This window comes from Granulicatella sp. zg-ZJ (genome assembly GCF_010892355.1).
In the GTDB taxonomy this organism is placed as follows: Bacteria; Bacillota; Bacilli; order Lactobacillales; family Aerococcaceae; genus WM01.
Genome location: NZ_WNJY01000014.1, coordinates 26,971 through 46,962, shown reverse-complemented (window position 1 = coordinate 46,962; position 19,992 = coordinate 26,971). Strand labels below are relative to the sequence as shown.

Genomic DNA, 19,992 nt, shown 5'->3' with positions numbered 1-19,992 from the left:
TTGGAAGTTGTTTTTAAGTAACACAGATACACTAAGTAGTTATCCTTATCACCGTTTTCCACTGTTTGATTGGATGACGCATACACAAGGGATAGTCGATTATTTATTGGAACAAGTCCCCGAACTACGAGCCACATACGATGTCGTTCATCAATTAAGAGATGCTTTACATAATAGAGATTTTGACCGATTTGAAGAAATACTCATATGGGCGAAACAGGAAGCTATTTCTCCTGGTTTACGTAGAGTATTAAGAACGTTCAAAGGGTATTTACCCTATATTAAAAACACCTTTATCTACCATCATTTGACTAATGGTGCACTTGAAGGAATCAATCATAAAATTAAAGTACTTAAGAGAAATGCCTATGGTTATCGTAACTTTTCACATTTTAGAAATCGTATTTTATTCATGTGTAAGTTATATGTACCGTATACCGTACCATCTACTTCACTAGTTGCTTAATAGTTTAAGTCAAAAGTGATGTACGAATAGCTCCTTCCCCGCACAACGTAGGGGAAAAGACATGTATCGTGTACATGTCGGTGAGCCGTACATCACTTTGTGACTTAAAAAAAGATAGTGACGTAACATTTGTGACATCACTACCTTTTATGAGTCATCAACCCTATTTGACATAGAGCCGGATTTTTTAGATATATTGTCAACAGTCTGAATAAAGCACTGTAGAGTGCTTTATTGATGATTATTTAGCTAATTTTTTTGCTAAACGTGATTTATCGCGATTAGCTTTGTTTTTGTGGATCAAACCTTTTGTTGCAGCTTCGTCAATTGCTTTTTGAGCAACTTTTAATAATTCAGCAGCATTTTCAGCACCTTCAGCAGCAGCAGCTTCAAATTTTTTGATAGCTGTACGCATTGCGCTCTTTTGTGTGTTGTTTAAGAAATTAGCTTTTTCAGCAGTACGAACACGTTTGATTGCAGATTCAATATTTGGCATTGTAGTCACCTCTTTCAAAAATTCTAATTCTGGTATCTATATACCAACTATCCCATTATACAAAAATAGAAACTTTATTGCAATAAATATTTGTTAATTTCCAGGATATGTTGTTAGTATATCACTTAATTTTTCAAAGCTTAATCCTTTTGAGATTTTAAACTTACCAGTTTGAATGATTGTTGATAAGTTTTTTTCATATAAGTACTTGATAAAGTCATCAGCATTATCAATTAGTCCTGCTTTTTTCAAATTTTCAGCGATGTCATGTGATGTATCGTCTTCTTTTACAATAAACTCGACATCGCTACCTGATGTTGCAGCAGATGTAGACGTAGATGAAGATGTTGTCGTTGTTGTCGATACTTGACTTTGTTGCGTTGTCGAAGATGATGTTGTAGATGTCATCTGACTTGATGTTGACATTGTCGCAGTTGTCGTCATTTGGCTTGTTCCAAATGGGGTAGGTTTAGTTGAAGCTGTTAGCATGCCTGCATATTGTAAACCGAATAATAATAAACCGGACAATAGAAAGCCAATCCCTAAAAAACGAAATGCTTGTTTCATTGTTGACCTCCTTTATTTCGTTGATTCATCAATATAGCGGTCAATTAAAATTTGTACTGTTTCAACAGGAATATTTGCAAAAATAGAAATATCTTCTGGTGAACGACCTTCTGAATAAAGATGAATAATATTTTCTTTTGTTAATTCACTTAGATTACGCAACTCACCTGTAAAAGATAAAGGTTGAGATAGTGAAAATCCTGTAAATGTTTCTAAAGAACTGATACGTTCTCTTAGTTTATATAACTCTTGAGATTGTTCAAAAGAGTAGTCTTTTAATTCGTTTATTTCTCGTTTGTATGAGTTTTTTGTAAATAAGGATAGAAATAAAAAGAATGCTGATAATCCGAATAATATGAGAATAACCATATTGATATCAAATGTCATTGTGACACCTCCATAAAATAATATATCTCTATTTTAAAGCAAAAGTGAATGTTTTTCAATATTTAGCTTTTTTTAAGAGATGAAAACAAGTATCTGATATGTTAAAATGTTGTATATCAATAATTGGAAGTAGGAGAAAAGATGGTTGCAATTAAGATGGATGGAAAATCCTTGGCAGAAAAAATGCAAATGAATTTAAAAGAAAGAGTCGCACAGTTTAAAGAAGAAAAGGGTGTTGTGCCAGAATTAGTCGTCCTTCTTGTTGGGGAAAATGAAGCAAGTAAATTATATGTTAGAAATAAAGAAGCAGCTGTAAATAAAGTTGGTATGAAATCGGTGATTGAGCATCTTCCCATAGATATTACAGAAGAAGCATTATTAGAAAAAATTGATTTTTATAATCACAAAGAAGAATGTCATGGTATTCTTGTTCAATTACCATTGCCAGCCCATTTAGATGAACAAAAAATGTTAAGAGCAATTGATTATCATAAAGATGTCGACGGTTTTCATCCAATGAATGTTGGTAATTTCTTTTTGGGAAATAAAACGACGTTACCATGTACACCTTATGGTATTATGACTTTATTGAAAGAATATAATATTGATTTTGATGGGAAATTAGCTGTTGTTGTTGGGCGCAGTAATATTGTTGGAAAACCGATGACACAAATGCTTTTAAATGAACATGCAACTGTTACAACAGCACATTCACGTACACCAAATTTACAAGAGTTGACCAAACAAGCGGACATACTTGTCGTTGCTGTGGGGCAGCCTCATTTCATTACGAAAGATTTTGTCAAAGAAGGTGCAATCGTTGTTGATGTTGGAACGAATCGTAATGATATGGGTAAATTAATTGGAGATGTTAGTGAAGAAGTTAGTGAGATTGCTTCGTATATAACACCAGTACCAGGTGGTGTTGGGCCAATGACGGTTACAATGCTTTTAGAACAAACATTTGACCATGCTGTTGAAAATACGAAAAACAATAATAGAAAGTAGTGATACAGTGTCAGAAGAAAAATACTTAACGGTCACAGCTTTAACCAAATATTTAAAAAGAAAATTTGATGTTGATCCACATTTATCAAAAGTACATTTAGTTGCAGAAGTGTCAAATTTCCGTTTAAGACCGACACACCAATATTTTAGTTTAAAAGATGACGGTGCTAAAATTAAAGCCATTTGTTTTCAAAATGTTTTTAAAAAAGCAGGGTTTATGTTAGAAGAAGGGATGAAAGTACTTGTTATAGGGCGTATTAGTTTATATGAAAGTACAGGAGAATATCAAATTTATATTGAACATTTGGAACTGGCGGGTGCGGGTGCACTTTTTCAAGCATATAAACAATTAAAAGAAAAGTTAACAAAAGAAGGATTGTTTTCTGCACCTAAAAAAGCCATTCCTAGATTCCCTAAACGAATTGCTATTGTAACTAGTCAAAGTGGCGCAGTGATTCACGATATACAACAAACAATTTTAAGACGGTATCCGATTGTTGCGTTAGATGTGTATCCAACGGTTGTTCAAGGAAAAGAGTCAGCGAGTAGTATTGTAAATAGTTTACGACGTATTATGATGTCTACATATACATACGACACGGTCATTATTGCACGAGGTGGTGGCTCTATTGAAGATTTATGGTCATTCAATGAAGAAGAAGTGGTACGTGCCATTTATAAATGTTCCATTCCCGTTATTTCATCTGTTGGGCATGAAACGGATACAACGTTAACAGACTATGTAGCAGATTTGCGTGTGCCAACACCAACTGCTGCGGCAGAATGTGCTGTTCCAGTACTAAGAGATGTCTTGTATACATTGGATACATGGTTTCATCGACTAACACTTGCGATGAATAATGAGTTAGATAGTTTAAAGAAAAAATTATATCAATTAGACCAGTCTTATGTGTTTACACAACCGGAACGGCTGTATGATAGTTATGTACAAAAATTAGACTACATGCATCAAACACTCAGCAATCGTATGACACAATTACTGCTACAAAAAAAAGGGCAATTTGATAAACTTGATTGGCAGTTTGAACATGTTAGTCCCACGTATAAAATAGACGAATATAAACAAACAGTAGATGTATTGCGTGCACAGTTGCTTCAATATTATAAGCAGATAAATCAAGAAAAAGAAAAGAAAGCGGATTTGTTAATACAAAAATTAGATTTATTAAGTCCGTTAAAAAGTATGTCTAGAGGTTATAGTTATGTGACCAAAGAAAATAAGGTAGTATCCAGTGTGCACGATTTAAAAGTAGATGAACACATTACGATTACATTAGTCGACGGGCAAGCGAATGCAGTTATTCAGTCTGTTGAAGAAATAGAAAGAAGAGGTTAAAATGGCTAAAGGAAAGAGTTTTGAAGAAGCGTTAAAAGAATTAGAAGTCATTGTACAACAATTAGAAAGAGCAGATGTCCCTTTAGAAGAAGCATTAAAACAATTTCAAAAAGGTATTGAATTAAGTCAATATTGTAAACAAACATTAGAAAATGCAGAAAAAACAGTCACAAAACTAGTTCTTGAAAATGGAGAAGAAACTATTTTGGATACGAATGGATAATATTTATGAATATACACACATTTAAAACAACAATAATAGATTTTGAACAATATTTGGAAAATTCTCTTACAACTATAAATGATATTCGTTTAAAAGAGGCAATGCACTATTCATTAACAAATGGTGGGAAAAGAGTACGTCCAATGCTTTTACTAGCTACTATACAAGCATTAGGAAAAGATGTATCAAAAGGCTATCCTATAGCACTTGCATTAGAGTATATACATACTTATTCTTTAATTCATGATGATTTGCCGGCAATGGATAATGATGATTATAGACGTGGAAAGTTAACTAACCACAAACAATTTGACGAGGCAACTGCCATTCTTGCTGGTGATGCATTCAATACAAAAGCATTTGAATTAATTTGTCAAAGTGATGTCCCTGATGTTCAAAAAGTTCTTTTAGTATCACAATTAGCTATTTGTGCAGGACCAAATGGTATGATTGGTGGTCAAATGGGCGATATTCAAGCCGAGAATCAACACGTTTCTTTAGATACGCTGAAATCTATTCATGCTCGTAAAACAGGCGATTTGATTCGATATGCTACTTTTGCTGGTGCGGTATTATCAAATGCTTGTGAAAAAGTACAAGTATTATTAGAGGCGTTTTCTCGTTCTTTCGGGCTAGCTTTTCAAATACACAATGATTTAAAAGATGTAGAGTGCTCTTTTGATATAGAGGGAAAAATTCAAGGAAAAGATGCCATATTGCAAAAAAGTACGTATACGTCTTTATTAGGCATTAGTGGTGCAAGAGAAAGTTTATTTCAAGAAATTAACCGTGCAGAAAAAGCAATAGATAATTTGAAAAAAGTATATCCGACTTTGGATAGTGAATTATTACTGGATTTTTTAAATTATGTGAAATAATGGGAGATATATGGAAAAAGAAAGAGCAGATTTACTAGTCGTCCAGCAAGGTTTAACGGATACTCGAGAAAAAGCCAAACGAATGATTATGGCTGGACAGATTTATGATGAAAATAATGAACGAATTGATAAAGCCGGAGAAAAACTACCGATAACAAAACAACTTCATATTAAAGGAGAAACACTGAAGTATGTCAGTCGAGGTGGATTGAAATTAGAAAAAGCAATCGAGTTATTTCATCTTGACTTAACCGGTAAGCGTGTGTTAGATATTGGTGCGTCAACAGGTGGCTTTACGGATGTGTCTTTACAAAATGGAGCAGCGTTATGCTATGCTCTAGATGTAGGATACAATCAGTTGCATTGGAAATTACGACAAGATGAGCGTGTAGATGTTATGGAACGTGTGAATTTTCGATATGCTCAATTAGATGATTTTAAGAGAGGGCAACCTAATTTCGCAACAATTGATGTATCGTTTATTTCTTTAAGATTGATTTTACCTACTTTAGCCAATATATTAGAAAAAAATAGCTATGCTGTTGTATTGATTAAACCTCAATTTGAAGCAGGTAGAGAAAAAGTAGGGAAAAAAGGTATTATTAAAGATACACATGTTCATGAAGAAGTGATACATGATGTTTTACATTTTGCCACGAGCATTGGATATGATGTAATTGGTTTAACATTTTCACCAATAACAGGTGGTTCGGGTAATATTGAATTTTTAGCATGTTTAAAATTGACGCATGATCTAAACAAAAATGATGTGTGCGTGGATATACATGATGTTGTCATGCAAGCTGCAGAAACATTAGTGAAAAAGTAAGGAGGTGACGTGATGTTACAAACATTGTCTATTCAAAATTTTGCGATTATTGAGGCATTAACAGTTGATTTTTCTTCTGGTATGACGGTATTGACTGGAGAAACTGGAGCAGGGAAATCCATTATTATTGATGCGGTGTCATTGATTGTTGGAGCAAGAGGTTCAAGTGAGTACATTCGCTTCGGGCAAGATAAAGCTATTCTTCAAGGTTTATTTGATATTGATAATTTGATTGAAACACAAAAAATGCTTGAAAAGCATCATATTCCTTATGAGGATAATCAGTTAATGGTTTATCGAGAATTACATAAAACAGGTAAGAATACGATTCGTATCAATGGTATTTTGGTGACAGTATCAATTTTAAAAGAAATAGGTTCTTCTTTAATTGATATTCATGGTCAACATGAGCATCAGCATTTAATGGACGATACGCAACATTTGTTCATGTTAGATGTGTTTGGAGGGCAAGAGGTATCCAAGGAAATGGATCGTTATCGTCAACTATATCAAGCGTATACGTCATCAAGAAAAACATTGAAAGAATTGATGGTATCGGATAAGCAAGACACAAACAGAATTTCTTTATTGGAATCCCAGATTAAAAAGATTGAAAAAGTAAATCCAAAAGAGTATGAAGATGTACAAGTGGAACAAACGTTAAAACAGATACAAGAAGATGTGACAAGACTAAGAGCATTGACAAATGTCGATATGCTTTTGTCAGATGATAATATTAGTGTGAAAGAATTATTGTCTAAAGCTATATCTGAATTGTCCCTTTTAGGAGATGCGTATCATCATGTTGATACTGTATTAAATGATGTCTATGAACAAGTACAAACAGTATCTAAAGATATTGCTAAAGCATTGGAAATAATTGAATACGATGAAGAAACCGTAAAAGCTTTTGATGACCGTTTAAATGAATTGGATCAGTTAAAACAATCTTTTGGTAAGCAGACGATTGATGAGGTGCGTGCTTATTATGATGCTATTAAATTGGAACTAGACACATTATTAAATAAAGACAGTTATTTGCAAAAAGCACAACAAACCTTTTTAAAAGATAGAGAGTTATTACTTGAAAGTGCTACAGTATTATCAACATTAAGAAAAGAAAAAGCAATGATTTTAGAACAAAGTATTCATACACAATTGTCTGATTTATATATGGATAAAGTGATGTTTAAAGTACATTTTAAAGAACATCAAGATAAAGTGAAATTTAAGGCCAATGGTATTGATGATATTGAATTTTTAATTGCGACAAATATTGGTGAGCCTTTAAAACCTTTAGCTAAAGTAGCTAGTGGCGGGGAGTTATCACGTATGATGCTTGCTTTAAAAACAATTTTCACAAAAACACAAGGTATTTCAACCGTCATTTTCGATGAGATTGATACAGGAGTAAGTGGACGTGTTTCTCAAGCGATTGCAAATAAAATGTCTTTGATTGCTCATGATACACAAGTATTATGTATTTCACATTTACCTCAAGTAGCAGCAATTGCTGATCATCATTTAGTTGTGAAAAAAGAAATTGTTGAGGATAGAACAAAAACATATGTATCACTATTAACAATAGAGGAAAGAATAGTTGAAATTGCACGTATGATAGCGGGTGATGATATTACAGATACTGCATTATTACACGCTAAAGACTTATTGCATAAAAAGTAAATAACATTGTCAATAATGTACAAACATACGAAAATTTTTAGTGATAATTTATAAGTTTTTGATATAAGCAATATATTTTTTAATTTTGAATTGATTTTCTAATCAGTTCATGGTATCTTATTGCTACTACTTTGAATTATGAATGAAAGGTTGTGTAAACAACATGGAAGAAAAAACATATCCAATGACGCTTGAGGGGAAACAAAAATTAGAAGCTGAATTGGAAGAGTTAAAATTAGTGAAAAGACCAGAAATTATTGATCGTATAAAAGTAGCTCGTAGTTATGGTGATTTATCTGAGAACTCTGAATATGATTCAGCAAAAGATGAACAAGCATTTGTAGAAGGTCGTATTACAACGATTGAAAAAATGTTACGTTTCTCAGAAATTATTGATGATCATAATATTGCTAAAGATGAAGTATCTTTAGGACGTACAGTCACTTTTATTGAGTTACCAGACGGGGAAGAAGAAACATATACGATTGTAGGTGGAGCAGAAGCAAGCCCGTTAGAAGGTAAAATTTCTAATGATTCTCCGATTGCTCGTGCGTTGATTGGTAAAAAATTAAATGATGAAGTAGCTATTGACACTCCTGGGGGTGTGATGAAAGTTAAAATCATCAAAATTGAATTAGCATAAATGTTTTAGAAAAATAATGGGAACTATTCGGTGAAAACAAAAAATAATGTTTGTTTTTTTCTCGAATAGTTTTTTTGTTTTTTTCGTTTATAAAAAATTTTCAAAAAATAGTAAATTTGTAATGAAAAAATTTGTATGTGGTGGTATGATTGTATCATGTGAAAGACGACAAGGAGGAAAAAGATTGAATAAATTTTTTAATAATAGAAAGTTACTTTTTTTTGTCGTCACAATGGTAGTGTTTATTGCTTTAGCAGTACTATCTACATTTAATGGAGGTCAAAATACGGTTTTGTCAACAGGGAATGAATCTATTAGTTTAGTTAATCGTATTTTTGGTAAACCTGTTGAATGGGTAAATGGACTCGGAGAGTCTATTTCTCGATTATTCAGTACTTATGAAGAGAATAAAGTATTGAAATCTCATATTGATCACTTATTTGAATTACAATCTAAAAATGAAACATTAGAAAAAGAAAATGAACAACTAAAAAAAGCACTTGAATTAAAAGGGAATTTATCAGATTACACAACTGTTGTGAGTGCTGTTATTGCACGAACACCAGATATGTGGAATGAACAATTAATTATTGACAAAGGAACAGATGCACAATTACAGGTTGGTATGCTTGTTATGGGAAATAATGGATTAATTGGTCGTATTATTTCTGTAAATGCGACGAGTGCAAAAGTCGGATTATTAACAAGTGTACAATCTACCAATATTTCTGTTTCTGCAATGATACAAATTGGAGATAAAACAGAATATGGTGTCATTAACAAATATGATAGTAAGTCAAAAATGTATGTGATGTCTAATGTACGTTTAGACGCAGATATAAAAGAAGGGCAAAATGTGATGACATCAGGTATGAATGGTGTAGGCCCTAGCTCTTTAGCGATTGGAAAAGTTTCTTCGGTAGCAGTCGATAATACGGGATTATTTAAAGAAGTCATGGTGACACCAACGAGTGATCATTATGATATTAAATATGTCACGGTCATTAAACGTGGAAGTGAGAGTGTTAGCCAATGAAACGTTATATCGTAGATTATCTCTTTATTCCGATTTTGTTATTGGCAGCTATTATTTTTGACGGTGCAATATCTGTATATACAAAAAATATGTTTTTTACACCTGATTTTATTATGGTGACACAACTCTTTTTAACCATGCTTATCATGATAAATTTTTGGATACCAAGAAGTCATGGTGTTTTATTAGCTATTGTATTTGGTTTGATTTATGATGCGTATTATGCTTCAGTATTGTCTTTTTATACAGTCACATTTGTGGCTATTCTGTATATGATTAAACAGATTGAGCCAAAATTAGAAAAAACCTTTTTAACATTAGTTTTAGTTGTTGCTTTTAGTAATTTTTTGTGTAATCTATTACAGTTTTTTGTTGCTTTAGCGATAGGAATTGTAGATATGAGTTTTTTCGGCTATCTTGTGAACAAAGTAATCCCAACAATGCTTTTAAATATCATTTATTTATTTATAGTATATAAACCGTTTAAAGCAGTATTTGTTTTTTTCAATCGTATTGAAGACATTTAGTGCTAAAAGATATGAATTTGTTATGAATGACTTGCATTTTTACAATGTTTTGTTATGATATAACTGTTAATATGAAGAGCAGTGAAAGTGCATCTTCGTCTTAGTTTTACTAGGCGTCGTTTGCACTTTTATTTTATATAGAAAAGGTGAAAACATGTTTGAATTTGATACAATTACAGCAATTTCAACAGCATTAGGTGAGGGAGCTATTGGTATTGTGCGTCTATCGGGAGAAAAGGCTATTGATATTGCGAATACATTATTTAAAGAAAAAGATTTAACAAAAGTACCGTCACATACCATTCATTATGGACATATTCAACATCCAACGTCATTACAACAGATTGATGAAGTTATGGTTAGTGTGATGAAAGCACCAAAGACGTTTACAAAAGAGGATGTTGTTGAAATAAATTGCCACGGTGGGATTGTTGTTGTCAACAAAGTGTTACAAACGGTTTTGGAGCAAGGTGCGAGATTAGCAGAACCAGGAGAATTTACAAAACGTGCTTTTTTAAATGGGCGAATCGATTTATCTCAAGCTGAAGCGGTTATGGATTTAATTCGTGCAAAAACAGATACATCTATGTCTGTCGCATTAAAACAAGTAGACGGGCATTTATCATCATTGATTCGCCAGTTACGTCAAGATATTTTAAATACATTGGCGCAAGTTGAAGTGAATATTGATTATCCCGAATATGACGAAGTTGAAGAAATGACTCTGGCACTATTAAAAGAAAAATCAATAGATGTCAAAGAAAAATTAGAGTATCTATTACAGACAGCACAGCAAGGTAAAATTTTGCGTGACGGTTTACAAATAGCAATTATTGGGCGTCCAAATGTTGGGAAATCAAGTTTATTAAATCGCTTATTAAGAGAAGATAAGGCGATTGTAACAGATATTGCTGGTACAACAAGAGATACGATTGAAGAATATGTAAATGTGCGAGGTGTTCCACTAAAATTAGTTGATACAGCAGGTATTCGTGATACGGATGATGTGGTCGAACAAATTGGTGTGAAACGTAGTAAGAAAGCTATTCTTGATGCCGATTTTATTATATTGATTTTAAATCAATCTGAACAATTATCAGATGAAGATAAATCATTATTAGAGATGACAAAAGGTATGAAACGTTTAATTTTACTAAACAAAATAGATTTGCCTAGTCAGTTATATATGGAGGAGTTATTGCCATATACTGATATGGATAATGTGATTCCTTTATCCGTATTAAATAATCAAGGTATTGATAAATTAGAAGAAAAAATTGCAGAGTGGTTTTTTGCTGGACAAGTAAATGATAAAGATGCGACGTATGTATCGAATGTGCGACATATTACGCTCATTCAACAAGCCATTGAAAAATTGAAAGATGTTTTACAAGCCATTGATTTAGAAGTGCCAGTCGATTTAATTCAAATTGATTTTACAAGAGCTTGGGAACTGTTAGGTGAAATTACAGGAGATACGGTTCAAGATGAATTATTGACAGAGCTATTTAGTCAATTTTGTTTAGGAAAATAAAATTAATCAGTTTTAAAGTTTGTGTTAAGTAAGCAATAAGAGTATGTACAACAAAGAAAAAATAGTATGCGTTCAAATGATTTGAAATGAATACGAAAAGAATAAAAAATCAATAGAGTTAAGGAGATATATATGGTTGAAATGTATGAAGCAGGACATTATGATGTCATTGTTGTTGGAGCAGGACATGCCGGTTCGGAGGCAGCTCTTGCCTCAGCACGTATGGGACAAGACACATTATTATTAACAATCAATTTAGATATGGTTGCGTTTATGCCGTGCAATCCTTCCATTGGAGGACCAGCAAAAGGTGTTGTGGTACGTGAGATTGATGCTCTTGGTGGAGAAATGGGAAAAAATATTGATAAAACGTATATTCAGATGCGTTTATTAAATACTGGTAAAGGGCCTGCGGTACAAGCATTACGTGCTCAAGCTGATAAACATTTATATGCACAAGAAATGAAACATACCATTGAAAAACAAGAACATTTAACGCTACGTCAAGGCACAGTAGAACGTTTGATTGTTGAAAATAATACATGTTGTGGTGTCATGACACATACAGGTGCTGTATACCGTGCAAAAGCTGTTGTGTTAACAGCAGGAACAAGTTCACGTGGGAAAATTATAATTGGAGAAGTTGTTTATTCGTCTGGTCCAAATAATTCACAGCCGTCTATTAAATTATCAGAGCATTTAGAGGAATTAGGTTTTGAATTAGCAAGGTTTAAAACTGGAACGCCAGCACGTGTTTTATCTTCAACGATTGATTATACAAAAACAGAAATTCAACCGGGTGATGATACGCCAAATCATTTTAGTTTTGAAACAAAAGATAGTGAGTATCGTTACAATCAAATTCCTTGTTGGTTAACGTATACGAATGAAAAAACACATGAGATTATTCGTGGCAATTTACATCGTGCACCGATGTTTACAGGTATTGTAGAAGGTGTTGGTGCGAGATATTGTCCGTCCATTGAAGATAAAATTGTTCGTTTTAGTGATAAACCTCGTCATCAACTATTTTTAGAACCAGAAGGAGAACATACAGAAGAGGTATACGTACAAGGTTTGTCATCTTCTTTGCCTGAAGAGGTACAAGAAGATATGTTGCATTCTATTGAGGGATTGGAACATGCGAAAATGATGCGTACAGGATATGCGATTGAGTACGATGTGATTAAACCACATCAACTTCGTCCGTCTTTAGAAACAAAGTTAATTAAGCATTTATTTACAGCAGGACAAATGAACGGGACATCTGGATATGAAGAAGCAGCAGGTCAAGGGTTGATTGCTGGTATCAATGCTGCTCTTAGCGTACAAGGAAAAGAACCGCTTGTTTTAAAACGTAGTGATGCATATATTGGTGTGATGATTGATGATTTGGTGACAAAAGGAACGATTGAGCCGTATCGTTTATTAACATCACGTGCGGAATATCGCTTGTTATTACGTCACGATAATGCCGATTTACGTTTAACGGATATTGGACATCAAATTGGATTAGTCACAGATACACGTTATCAAGCCTTTTTACACAAAAAAGAATCTGTTAAAGAAGAGATTGAACGTTTAAGAACGACACGTTTGAAACCAACAGAGGCACTACAAACCTTTTTACAAGAAAAACAATCTGCAGAGTTAAAAGATGGTGTATTAGCATCAGATTTATTAAAACGCCCTGAATTAACTTATTCAGATATTTTACAGTTTGCACCGTTGGAAAATACATTGCCACGAGATATTCACGAACAAGTGCAACTTCAAATAAAATATGAAGGATATATTGCTAAAGCGATTGAGAAAGTAGAACGATTGAAAAAAATGGAAGAGAAAAAAATTCCAGCATTTATTGATTATGATACAATCAATGGTCTAGCAACAGAAGCAAGACAACGTTTGAAACTCATTCAACCAGAAACATTAGGACAAGCTAGCCGTATTAGTGGTGTAAATCCAGCGGATATTTCTATTTTAACGATTTATATGACACAAGGTCAAAAACAAGTTTAAACATCAGCATATTATGGAGGAAATAAAATGAAAGTTGTTAAATTTGGTGGGAGTTCATTAGCCTCGGCAGAACAAATAAAAAAAGTATTTCAAATTATAAAATCTGATGCAGATCGCCGTTTAGTTATTGTATCTGCACCTGGAAAAAGATTTAAAGATGATGAGAAAGTAACGGATATGCTCATTGCATTAGGAGAACAAGCATTAAATAATCAAGATTATTCCGCACAGTTTCAACATGTATTAGAACGTTATGCACAAATGGTTACTGATTTACAAATAGAAGAACCTGTTTTAGAGGATATAAAAGAAAATTTACATACTTTAGTAACAAGTGATATGTCACAACCATCGTATTTTATGGACGCTTTAAAAGCAAGTGGAGAAGATAATAATGCAAAGCTCATTGCTGCCTATTTTAGAAAAGAGGGTTTACCTGCTGTTTATGTCAATCCAAAAGATGCAGGATTATTCGTGAGTGACGAACCAGGAAATGCCAATGTATTACCTATTTCGTATGAAAATTTAAAAAAATTAAGAAATTATAAAGAAATCGTTGTTTTTCCAGGCTTTTTTGGGTATACACTAGATGGAAAACTGGTGACATTCTCAAGAGGTGGCTCAGATATTACAGGAGCGATTGTTGCCAAAGGGGTACGTGCTTTATTATATGAAAACTTTACAGATGTTGACGGTATTTGTGTAGCTAATCCAAATATTGTAAAAAATGCTATTCAATTAGAACATTTGACATATCGTGAAATGCGTGAATTGTCTTATGCTGGTTTTAGTGTGGTGCATGATGAAGCTTTACAACCTGCCTTTTCAGAGGGGATTCCAGTTCGTGTAAAGAATACGAATAATCCAACAGCAGCGGGAACATTAATCACGAAAAGTGTTCCAAAATCAGTGCATACAGTATCTGGTATTGCAAGTATGCCTAGCTTTACAACAGTCTATATTGAAAAATATTTGATGAATAGAGAAGTTGGTTTTTGGAGTAGAGCATTAAAAATTTGTGATGAATTAGATATTAGTTATGAGTATATGCCGTCAGGAATTGACGATATTACCATTTTAATTCGTGATAATCAATTATCTCCTGAGAAAAGTGCTATTTTATTACAACGATTAAAATATGAATTAAATGCTGATGAAGTTCGTTTCAAAGATCCAATTTGTTTAGTTATGATTGTAGGGGAAGGAATGGTTGAATCAGTAGGGACGCTTGCACGTGCGGCAAACGCTTTTGCCAATGCAAATGTCAACGTTCAAATGGTTAACCAAGGGTCATCAGAAGTAAGTATTATTTTTGGTATTGCACCCCAAGACGAACATAGAGCGGTTCGTGCACTATATAAAGAGTTTTTTGAACAATAAAAAGTAATTTTAATGGTAAATTTATCCGTTTTAATGTATGATATTATTAAGTAATATCGAACTTTTTATGAAAGGAAGAAAAGCATGGAACACACAGATAAAAAGCGTGTCTTGATTATTGAAGATGAAAAGAATTTAGCACGTTTTGTAGAGTTAGAATTAAAACATGAGGGGTACGAAACGGAAATCTATCATGACGGACGCAGCGGTTTAGACGCAGCATTAAATAAAGAGTGGGATGTTATTTTATTAGATTTAATGTTACCTGAATTGAATGGGTTAGAAGTTTGTCGTCGTATACGACCAACGAAAGAAACGCCTATTATCATTATGACAGCGAGAGATTCTGTTTTAGATAGAGTATCTGGATTAGATCAAGGGGCAGATGATTATATCGTAAAACCTTTTGCCATAGAAGAATTATTGGCACGTTTACGCTCTCTATTTAGACGTATTGATTTAGCAGATGATGCTAAAAATCAAAAACAAACGGTTGTAACGTATAAAGATTTAATGATTGAAAAAGAAAATCGTATTGTAAAACGTGACGGTGAAGTGATTGATTTAACAAAACGTGAATATGAATTGTTGTTAACCTTAATGGAAAATATCAATGTTGTCTTATCTCGTGATGTGCTATTAGAACGTGTTTGGGGATATAAACCAGAAGTTGAAACAAATGTTGTAGATGTATATGTTCGTTATTTGAGAAATAAAATTGATAGACCTAATCAAAAAAGTTATGTGCAAACTGTACGTGGTACAGGATATGTTATGAGGTCATGATAAAAAAGTTATTTTCCAATAACTTGTCATTACGTTGGAAATGGGCAGGTATGTTAAGTATTATTTTTTCTTTATTATACTTATCTATTTCTTATGTCATGGTTCTCTTCTTAAAGGATCAGGTTTTTTCATCAGAGATAAATTTAATTACGCAATATTCTCAAACAATGGTCCGTATTTTATCTCAATCATCTGAGCCTTTAAACGAACAAAATCTTCATGATTTCTTTACAACATCTACACGTCAAACAGAATTTTCAACGACGGCTGCTATACCTTATCATTTTACAAATGATAATATTGAAGTGAGAATTTTTAATACGGAAAATAGACTAATTTATGAAAGTTTGCCTTTTCCTAAAATAGTATTTAGTCCAAAAAATGATGAATTATCTGTTATAAAAAATAATAAAAAAGACGTTGTTATTACAACCCATGCCATTATTGATGAAAAAACTCAAGAATCAAAAGGATATATGCAACTGATATTTGGATTAAATCACTATTATCAACATGTTAACAATATTTATAAAACATATGGTTTTATTACTTTGATTGCGATTGTTATTTGTATGATTGCAGGAAACATTGTTGCTTATATTTTCTTTAAACCAATTAAGCACATGACAGATATTATGGCAGAGTTAAAAGAAGATGCACTTTCTGATAAACGTATGGATTTATCAAGAAGAAAAAGCGATGAGCTAACAGATCTATCCATTGGTTTTAATGATTTATTGGATACAATGGCTATGTATATCACACATCAAAAAAGATTTGTGGAGGACGTTTCTCATGAATTAAGAACGCCGGTTGCCATTGTTGAAGGGCATTTGCAATTATTAAATCGTTGGGGAAAAGATGATCCTAAAGTTTTAGAAGAATCATTGACAGCTTCTTTATCAGAGATAGGAAGAATGAAAACATTAGTACAAGAAATGTTAGATTTATCTCGAGCTGAACAAGTTGGTATTCACTACAAAAATGAAATGACAGAAGTCGTTGGCTTAGTCAACCAAGTTCATCATAATTTTGAGCTTATTCATCCGAAATTTAAGTTTCAACTTGAGAATGATTATCCTAAAGATGAAACAGAAATTTGGGTATCTATTTCTCGTCATCACTTAGAACAAGTTTTGATTATTTTATTGGATAATGCTGTGAAATATTCAACGGATATTCCTCAAATACATTTGTCCTTATCTAAAACATTGAATAATGTACAAATTTCTGTTCAAGATTTTGGAGAAGGTATTTCTGAAAAAGACATGAAGGAAGTATTTGCGAGATTTTACAGAGTTGATAAAGCTAGATCTCGTCATAAAGGCGGAAATGGTTTAGGCTTATCCATTGCAAAAGAATTGATTGAAGGGTACAAAGGAAGTATTAGTGTTGAAAGTGTTGTAGGTAGTGGTTCTACTTTTAGAATTGAGTTACCAGTGATTACTGATTTATCACGTATCATTCAAGAAAAGAGAAAAAGAAAACAGAAAAACATAGAACAAGGAGAACATTATGGGCTTTAATAATATTTTATTATCTTTGTTGTTAGTTGCTTGCATTGTGTTAGTGATTGTATTAGTATTATTTATACAACGATTGATGGGTGTTGTTAAAACAACAAATCAATTATTGAATGAAGTAAAAAATAGTCTTGATATTGTCACAAAAGATGTTGATAGTTTATCAATTGAAGTTGAAGGCTTATTAAATAAAGCGAATTATTTAGTCAATGACATCAATGGTAAATTAGAACAAACAGATCCTGTTTTTAAAGCATTGGGTGAATTAGGTGTATCTGTTTCAAATGTGAATACATCTGCAAACAATTTATCAAAATCATTTGTTTTAAGAAAAAAACAAGCAAGTAAGTCTGTTGTGAAAATGGGAAGTGCAGTCAGCAAAATTTTCAAATCGACAACAAAGAAAAAACCAACAACAATCAAAAAATTTTAATGAGATAAGGAGAGAATAACATGAAATTAAAATATGTATTTACAACTGTTTTAGCAGCGGCAACAGGAGCTGTTGTAGCATTATTATACGCACCTAAAAAAGGTGAAGAATTACGTGAAGATATTGCTGATAAAGCAGAAGATTTAAAAGCTGTTGCTTTAGATTATGTTGAACTAGCAAGCATTAAAGGTCAAGAATTAAAAGAAGCGGCTTTACAATCAACAGAAGAATTACGTGGCACATTAAAAGAAAATGTTGAAGGTTTGAAATCTCAACTATCATTTAAAGCAGAAAAAGTAAAAGATACAACTGAAGAAGTTGTAGAAGATGTAAAAGAATCTGTTGAAGACATTAAAGAAGACGTTGAATAGTCATACGAGAAGCACCTTAGGGTGCTTTTTGTTTTTTTATGGTACTTCGCAAAACCGTGTTGGTGGCTGAAAGCCACCAACACGGTTTGGTATAAAGACAAGTATAGTCGATCGTTCGTATTGTTCTGTTAATATGGTATAATCAATATAAGATTAAATGTATATTCAAAAATACTAATAGATGAGTGAATATTATCTTATCATATTTTTTAAATAGAAAATGATTTATCTGTTCCGAGTAGGTACTTTATGATAAAATTGTAGTAAATAAATGAGGTGATAGGCATAAAAGGACAAATTATTAAAGCGTTAAGTGGTTTTTATTATGTGGAAGCCAATCAAAAAGTGTATCAAACACGAGGGAGAGGAAATTTTCGTGTGAGCAATCAAAAACCTTTGGTTGGAGATTTTGTTGAGTTTGAAAGTACTAATAACAAAGAGGGTGTATTATTAAAGTTATTTCCAAGAAAAAATGAACTCGTTCGACCGCCTATTTGTAATGTGGATAAAGGCATTATCGTGATGTCGGCTATTGAACCGGATTTTTCTAGTTTTTTATTAGATCGGTTTATTGTGACATTGGAACAGCTGATGATACAACCTGTTATTTATGTAAGCAAATGTGATTTAATAGAAGATATGACGTCTATACATCAAATGTGTCAGTATTATGAGCAATTAGGATATACAGTCTTTTATTCACACCAAGAAAATGTATTATCAACATTAAAAAATGTTTTACAAGGTAAGCTTTCGGTTTTAATGGGACAATCGGGAGCAGGTAAATCAACACTTTTAAATGAGCTATTACCTGAATTAGATTTGAAAACAGGAGATATTTCAACACATTTGGGACGTGGTCGTCATACAACAAGGCATGTAGAAGTACATGATGTGGAGGGGTGCTTTATCGCAGACACACCCGGGTTTAGTGCCATTGATTTTTTTGATATGTCATTACAAGAACTAGAACAATGTTTTGTTGACTTTTTTACATTTAAGCAGGACTGTCAATTCCGTGGTTGTTTACACACGCACGAACCACATTGTGCTGTGAAGAAACAACTCGATACGAATGTAGGTTTAAATCAACGTTATCAGCATTATGTACAATTTCATGATGAAATAAAAAACAAAAAAAAAATTTATAAAAAATAGTTAAAAAGAATAAACTAAAAAGAAATGAGGAATATAGATGCAAGTAGCACCGTCTATTTTAAGTGCAGATTTTGCCAATTTAGAAAGAGATGTTAAATTAGTTGAACACTATGGAGTTGATTTGATTCATATTGATGCAATGGACGGACATTTTGTACCTAATTTAACATTAGGACCAAATATTGTTGAAGCACTTCGCAAAGTTACCAATTTACCATTGGATTGTCATTTAATGATTTCAAATCCTGATCAGTATATTGACGCTTTTGCTAAAGCGGGTGCGGATATTATTTCCGTTCATTATGAAGCGTGTACACATTTACACCGTGTTTTACAACAAATTAAACAGGCTGGTGTAAAATCTGGAGTTGTTATCAATCCTGCGACACCAGTAAGTGCAATTGAACCTATTTTAGCAGATGTAGATTTAGTGCTTGTCATGACAGTAAATCCCGGTTTTGGTGGTCAAGCGTTTATCACGTCAACATTAGATAAAATTAGACAATTAGATACATTGCGTAAAGAAAGAAAGTATACCTATGTCATTGAGGTAGACGGAGGTATCAATGATAAAACTGCTCAATTATGTCACGAAGCAGGTGTGGATATTGTTGTCGCAGGCTCTTATATTTACAATGCACCAAATATAGAGCAAGCTATTTTAAGTTTGAAAGCCGTGCAGTAA

Annotated in this window: 22 protein-coding genes; 19 read left to right on the top strand and 3 right to left on the bottom strand. The window is 32.8% G+C overall.

Annotation, left to right across the window (positions count from 1 at the left end):
- A partial coding sequence (locus GMA11_RS05365) for a transposase (protein WP_163546191.1) occupies positions 1 to 466 on the top strand: 466 nt, incomplete at its 5' end.
- Between the two features lie 241 nt (positions 467 to 707).
- On the opposite strand, the gene rpsT is transcribed toward GMA11_RS05365, so the two are convergent.
- The 3 genes from rpsT to GMA11_RS05350 all read right to left on the bottom strand — a co-directional run bounded on the left by rpsT (position 708) and on the right by GMA11_RS05350 (position 1,916).
- Positions 708 to 962: a 30S ribosomal protein S20 gene (gene rpsT, locus GMA11_RS05360; protein WP_163546190.1), complete on the bottom strand. Its 255-nt coding sequence runs from the start codon at positions 960 to 962 to the stop codon at positions 708 to 710.
- Positions 963 to 1,055: 93 nt separating this feature from the next.
- Positions 1,056 to 1,529: an endolytic transglycosylase MltG gene (locus tag GMA11_RS05355; RefSeq protein WP_163546189.1), complete on the bottom strand. Its 474-nt coding sequence runs from the start codon at positions 1,527 to 1,529 to the stop codon at positions 1,056 to 1,058.
- Positions 1,530 to 1,541: 12 nt separating this feature from the next.
- Positions 1,542 to 1,916 carry a helix-turn-helix domain-containing protein gene (locus GMA11_RS05350; protein ID WP_163546188.1) on the bottom strand — a complete coding sequence of 125 codons (375 nt, stop codon included), beginning with the start codon at positions 1,914 to 1,916 and terminating at the stop codon, positions 1,542 to 1,544.
- 141 nt (positions 1,917 to 2,057) lie between these two features.
- Here GMA11_RS05350 and folD point away from each other — a divergent pair, with 141 nt between their 5' ends.
- From folD to rpe, 18 genes are all read left to right on the top strand, one after another.
- Complete coding sequence (gene folD, locus GMA11_RS05345) at positions 2,058 to 2,924, top strand: bifunctional methylenetetrahydrofolate dehydrogenase/methenyltetrahydrofolate cyclohydrolase FolD (RefSeq protein WP_163546187.1); 867 nt, start codon at positions 2,058 to 2,060, stop codon at positions 2,922 to 2,924.
- A gap of 7 nt (positions 2,925 to 2,931) precedes the next feature.
- Positions 2,932 to 4,281 carry an exodeoxyribonuclease VII large subunit gene (xseA, locus tag GMA11_RS05340; RefSeq protein ID WP_370516576.1) on the top strand — a complete coding sequence of 450 codons (1,350 nt, stop codon included), beginning with the start codon at positions 2,932 to 2,934 and terminating at the stop codon, positions 4,279 to 4,281.
- 1 nt (position 4,282) lies between these two features.
- Positions 4,283 to 4,504: an exodeoxyribonuclease VII small subunit gene (locus GMA11_RS05335; RefSeq protein ID WP_163546185.1), complete on the top strand. Its 222-nt coding sequence runs from the start codon at positions 4,283 to 4,285 to the stop codon at positions 4,502 to 4,504.
- 5 nt (positions 4,505 to 4,509) lie between these two features.
- The gene (locus GMA11_RS05330) at positions 4,510 to 5,382 is read left to right on the top strand and encodes a polyprenyl synthetase family protein (RefSeq protein WP_163546184.1); all 873 of its coding nucleotides are present in this window, start codon (positions 4,510 to 4,512) and stop codon (positions 5,380 to 5,382) included.
- Positions 5,383 to 5,392: 10 nt separating this feature from the next.
- The gene (locus GMA11_RS05325) at positions 5,393 to 6,211 is read left to right on the top strand and encodes a TlyA family RNA methyltransferase (protein WP_163546183.1); all 819 of its coding nucleotides are present in this window, start codon (positions 5,393 to 5,395) and stop codon (positions 6,209 to 6,211) included.
- A gap of 12 nt (positions 6,212 to 6,223) precedes the next feature.
- Entirely contained in the window at positions 6,224 to 7,894 is a 1,671-nt protein-coding gene (gene recN, locus GMA11_RS05320; protein ID WP_163546182.1) for a DNA repair protein RecN, read from the top strand.
- 163 nt (positions 7,895 to 8,057) lie between these two features.
- The gene (gene greA, locus GMA11_RS05315) at positions 8,058 to 8,537 is read left to right on the top strand and encodes a transcription elongation factor GreA (protein WP_163546181.1); all 480 of its coding nucleotides are present in this window, start codon (positions 8,058 to 8,060) and stop codon (positions 8,535 to 8,537) included.
- A 121-nt stretch (positions 8,538 to 8,658) separates the two neighbouring features.
- Positions 8,659 to 9,573, top strand: a complete 915-nt coding sequence (gene mreC / locus GMA11_RS05310) for a rod shape-determining protein MreC (RefSeq protein WP_163546180.1) — start codon at positions 8,659 to 8,661, stop codon at positions 9,571 to 9,573.
- Positions 9,570 to 10,100, top strand: a complete 531-nt coding sequence (gene mreD / locus GMA11_RS05305) for a rod shape-determining protein MreD (protein WP_163546179.1) — start codon at positions 9,570 to 9,572, stop codon at positions 10,098 to 10,100. The genes mreC and mreD overlap by 4 nt, the downstream gene beginning before the upstream one ends.
- Positions 10,101 to 10,254: 154 nt before the next feature.
- Positions 10,255 to 11,634 carry a tRNA uridine-5-carboxymethylaminomethyl(34) synthesis GTPase MnmE gene (gene mnmE, locus GMA11_RS05300; RefSeq protein ID WP_163546178.1) on the top strand — a complete coding sequence of 460 codons (1,380 nt, stop codon included), beginning with the start codon at positions 10,255 to 10,257 and terminating at the stop codon, positions 11,632 to 11,634.
- A 132-nt stretch (positions 11,635 to 11,766) separates the two neighbouring features.
- The gene (mnmG, locus tag GMA11_RS05295; protein WP_163546177.1) at positions 11,767 to 13,656 is read left to right on the top strand and encodes a tRNA uridine-5-carboxymethylaminomethyl(34) synthesis enzyme MnmG; all 1,890 of its coding nucleotides are present in this window, start codon (positions 11,767 to 11,769) and stop codon (positions 13,654 to 13,656) included.
- 27 nt (positions 13,657 to 13,683) lie between these two features.
- The gene (locus tag GMA11_RS05290; RefSeq protein ID WP_163546176.1) at positions 13,684 to 15,036 is read left to right on the top strand and encodes an aspartate kinase; all 1,353 of its coding nucleotides are present in this window, start codon (positions 13,684 to 13,686) and stop codon (positions 15,034 to 15,036) included.
- Between the two features lie 84 nt (positions 15,037 to 15,120).
- Positions 15,121 to 15,822 (top strand): response regulator transcription factor, encoded by a 702-nt coding sequence (locus GMA11_RS05285; protein ID WP_163546175.1) that lies wholly within the window; start codon positions 15,121 to 15,123, stop codon positions 15,820 to 15,822.
- Positions 15,819 to 17,348: an ATP-binding protein gene (locus GMA11_RS05280; protein WP_163546174.1), complete on the top strand. Its 1,530-nt coding sequence runs from the start codon at positions 15,819 to 15,821 to the stop codon at positions 17,346 to 17,348. The genes GMA11_RS05285 and GMA11_RS05280 overlap by 4 nt, the downstream gene beginning before the upstream one ends.
- Entirely contained in the window at positions 17,338 to 17,778 is a 441-nt protein-coding gene (locus tag GMA11_RS05275; RefSeq protein ID WP_163546173.1) for a DUF948 domain-containing protein, read from the top strand. Before GMA11_RS05280 ends, GMA11_RS05275 begins: the two co-directional genes overlap by 11 nt.
- A 20-nt stretch (positions 17,779 to 17,798) precedes the next feature.
- Positions 17,799 to 18,149, top strand: coding sequence for a YtxH domain-containing protein (locus tag GMA11_RS05270; RefSeq protein ID WP_163546172.1), 351 nt, complete (start codon positions 17,799 to 17,801; stop codon positions 18,147 to 18,149).
- Positions 18,150 to 18,434: 285 nt separating this feature from the next.
- On the top strand, positions 18,435 to 19,307 hold the full coding sequence (rsgA, locus tag GMA11_RS05265) for a ribosome small subunit-dependent GTPase A (RefSeq protein WP_163546196.1): 873 nt from the start codon (positions 18,435 to 18,437) through the stop codon (positions 19,305 to 19,307).
- A 37-nt stretch (positions 19,308 to 19,344) separates the two neighbouring features.
- A complete protein-coding gene (gene rpe, locus GMA11_RS05260; protein WP_163546171.1) occupies positions 19,345 to 19,992 on the top strand; it encodes a ribulose-phosphate 3-epimerase in 648 nt (215 codons plus the stop codon).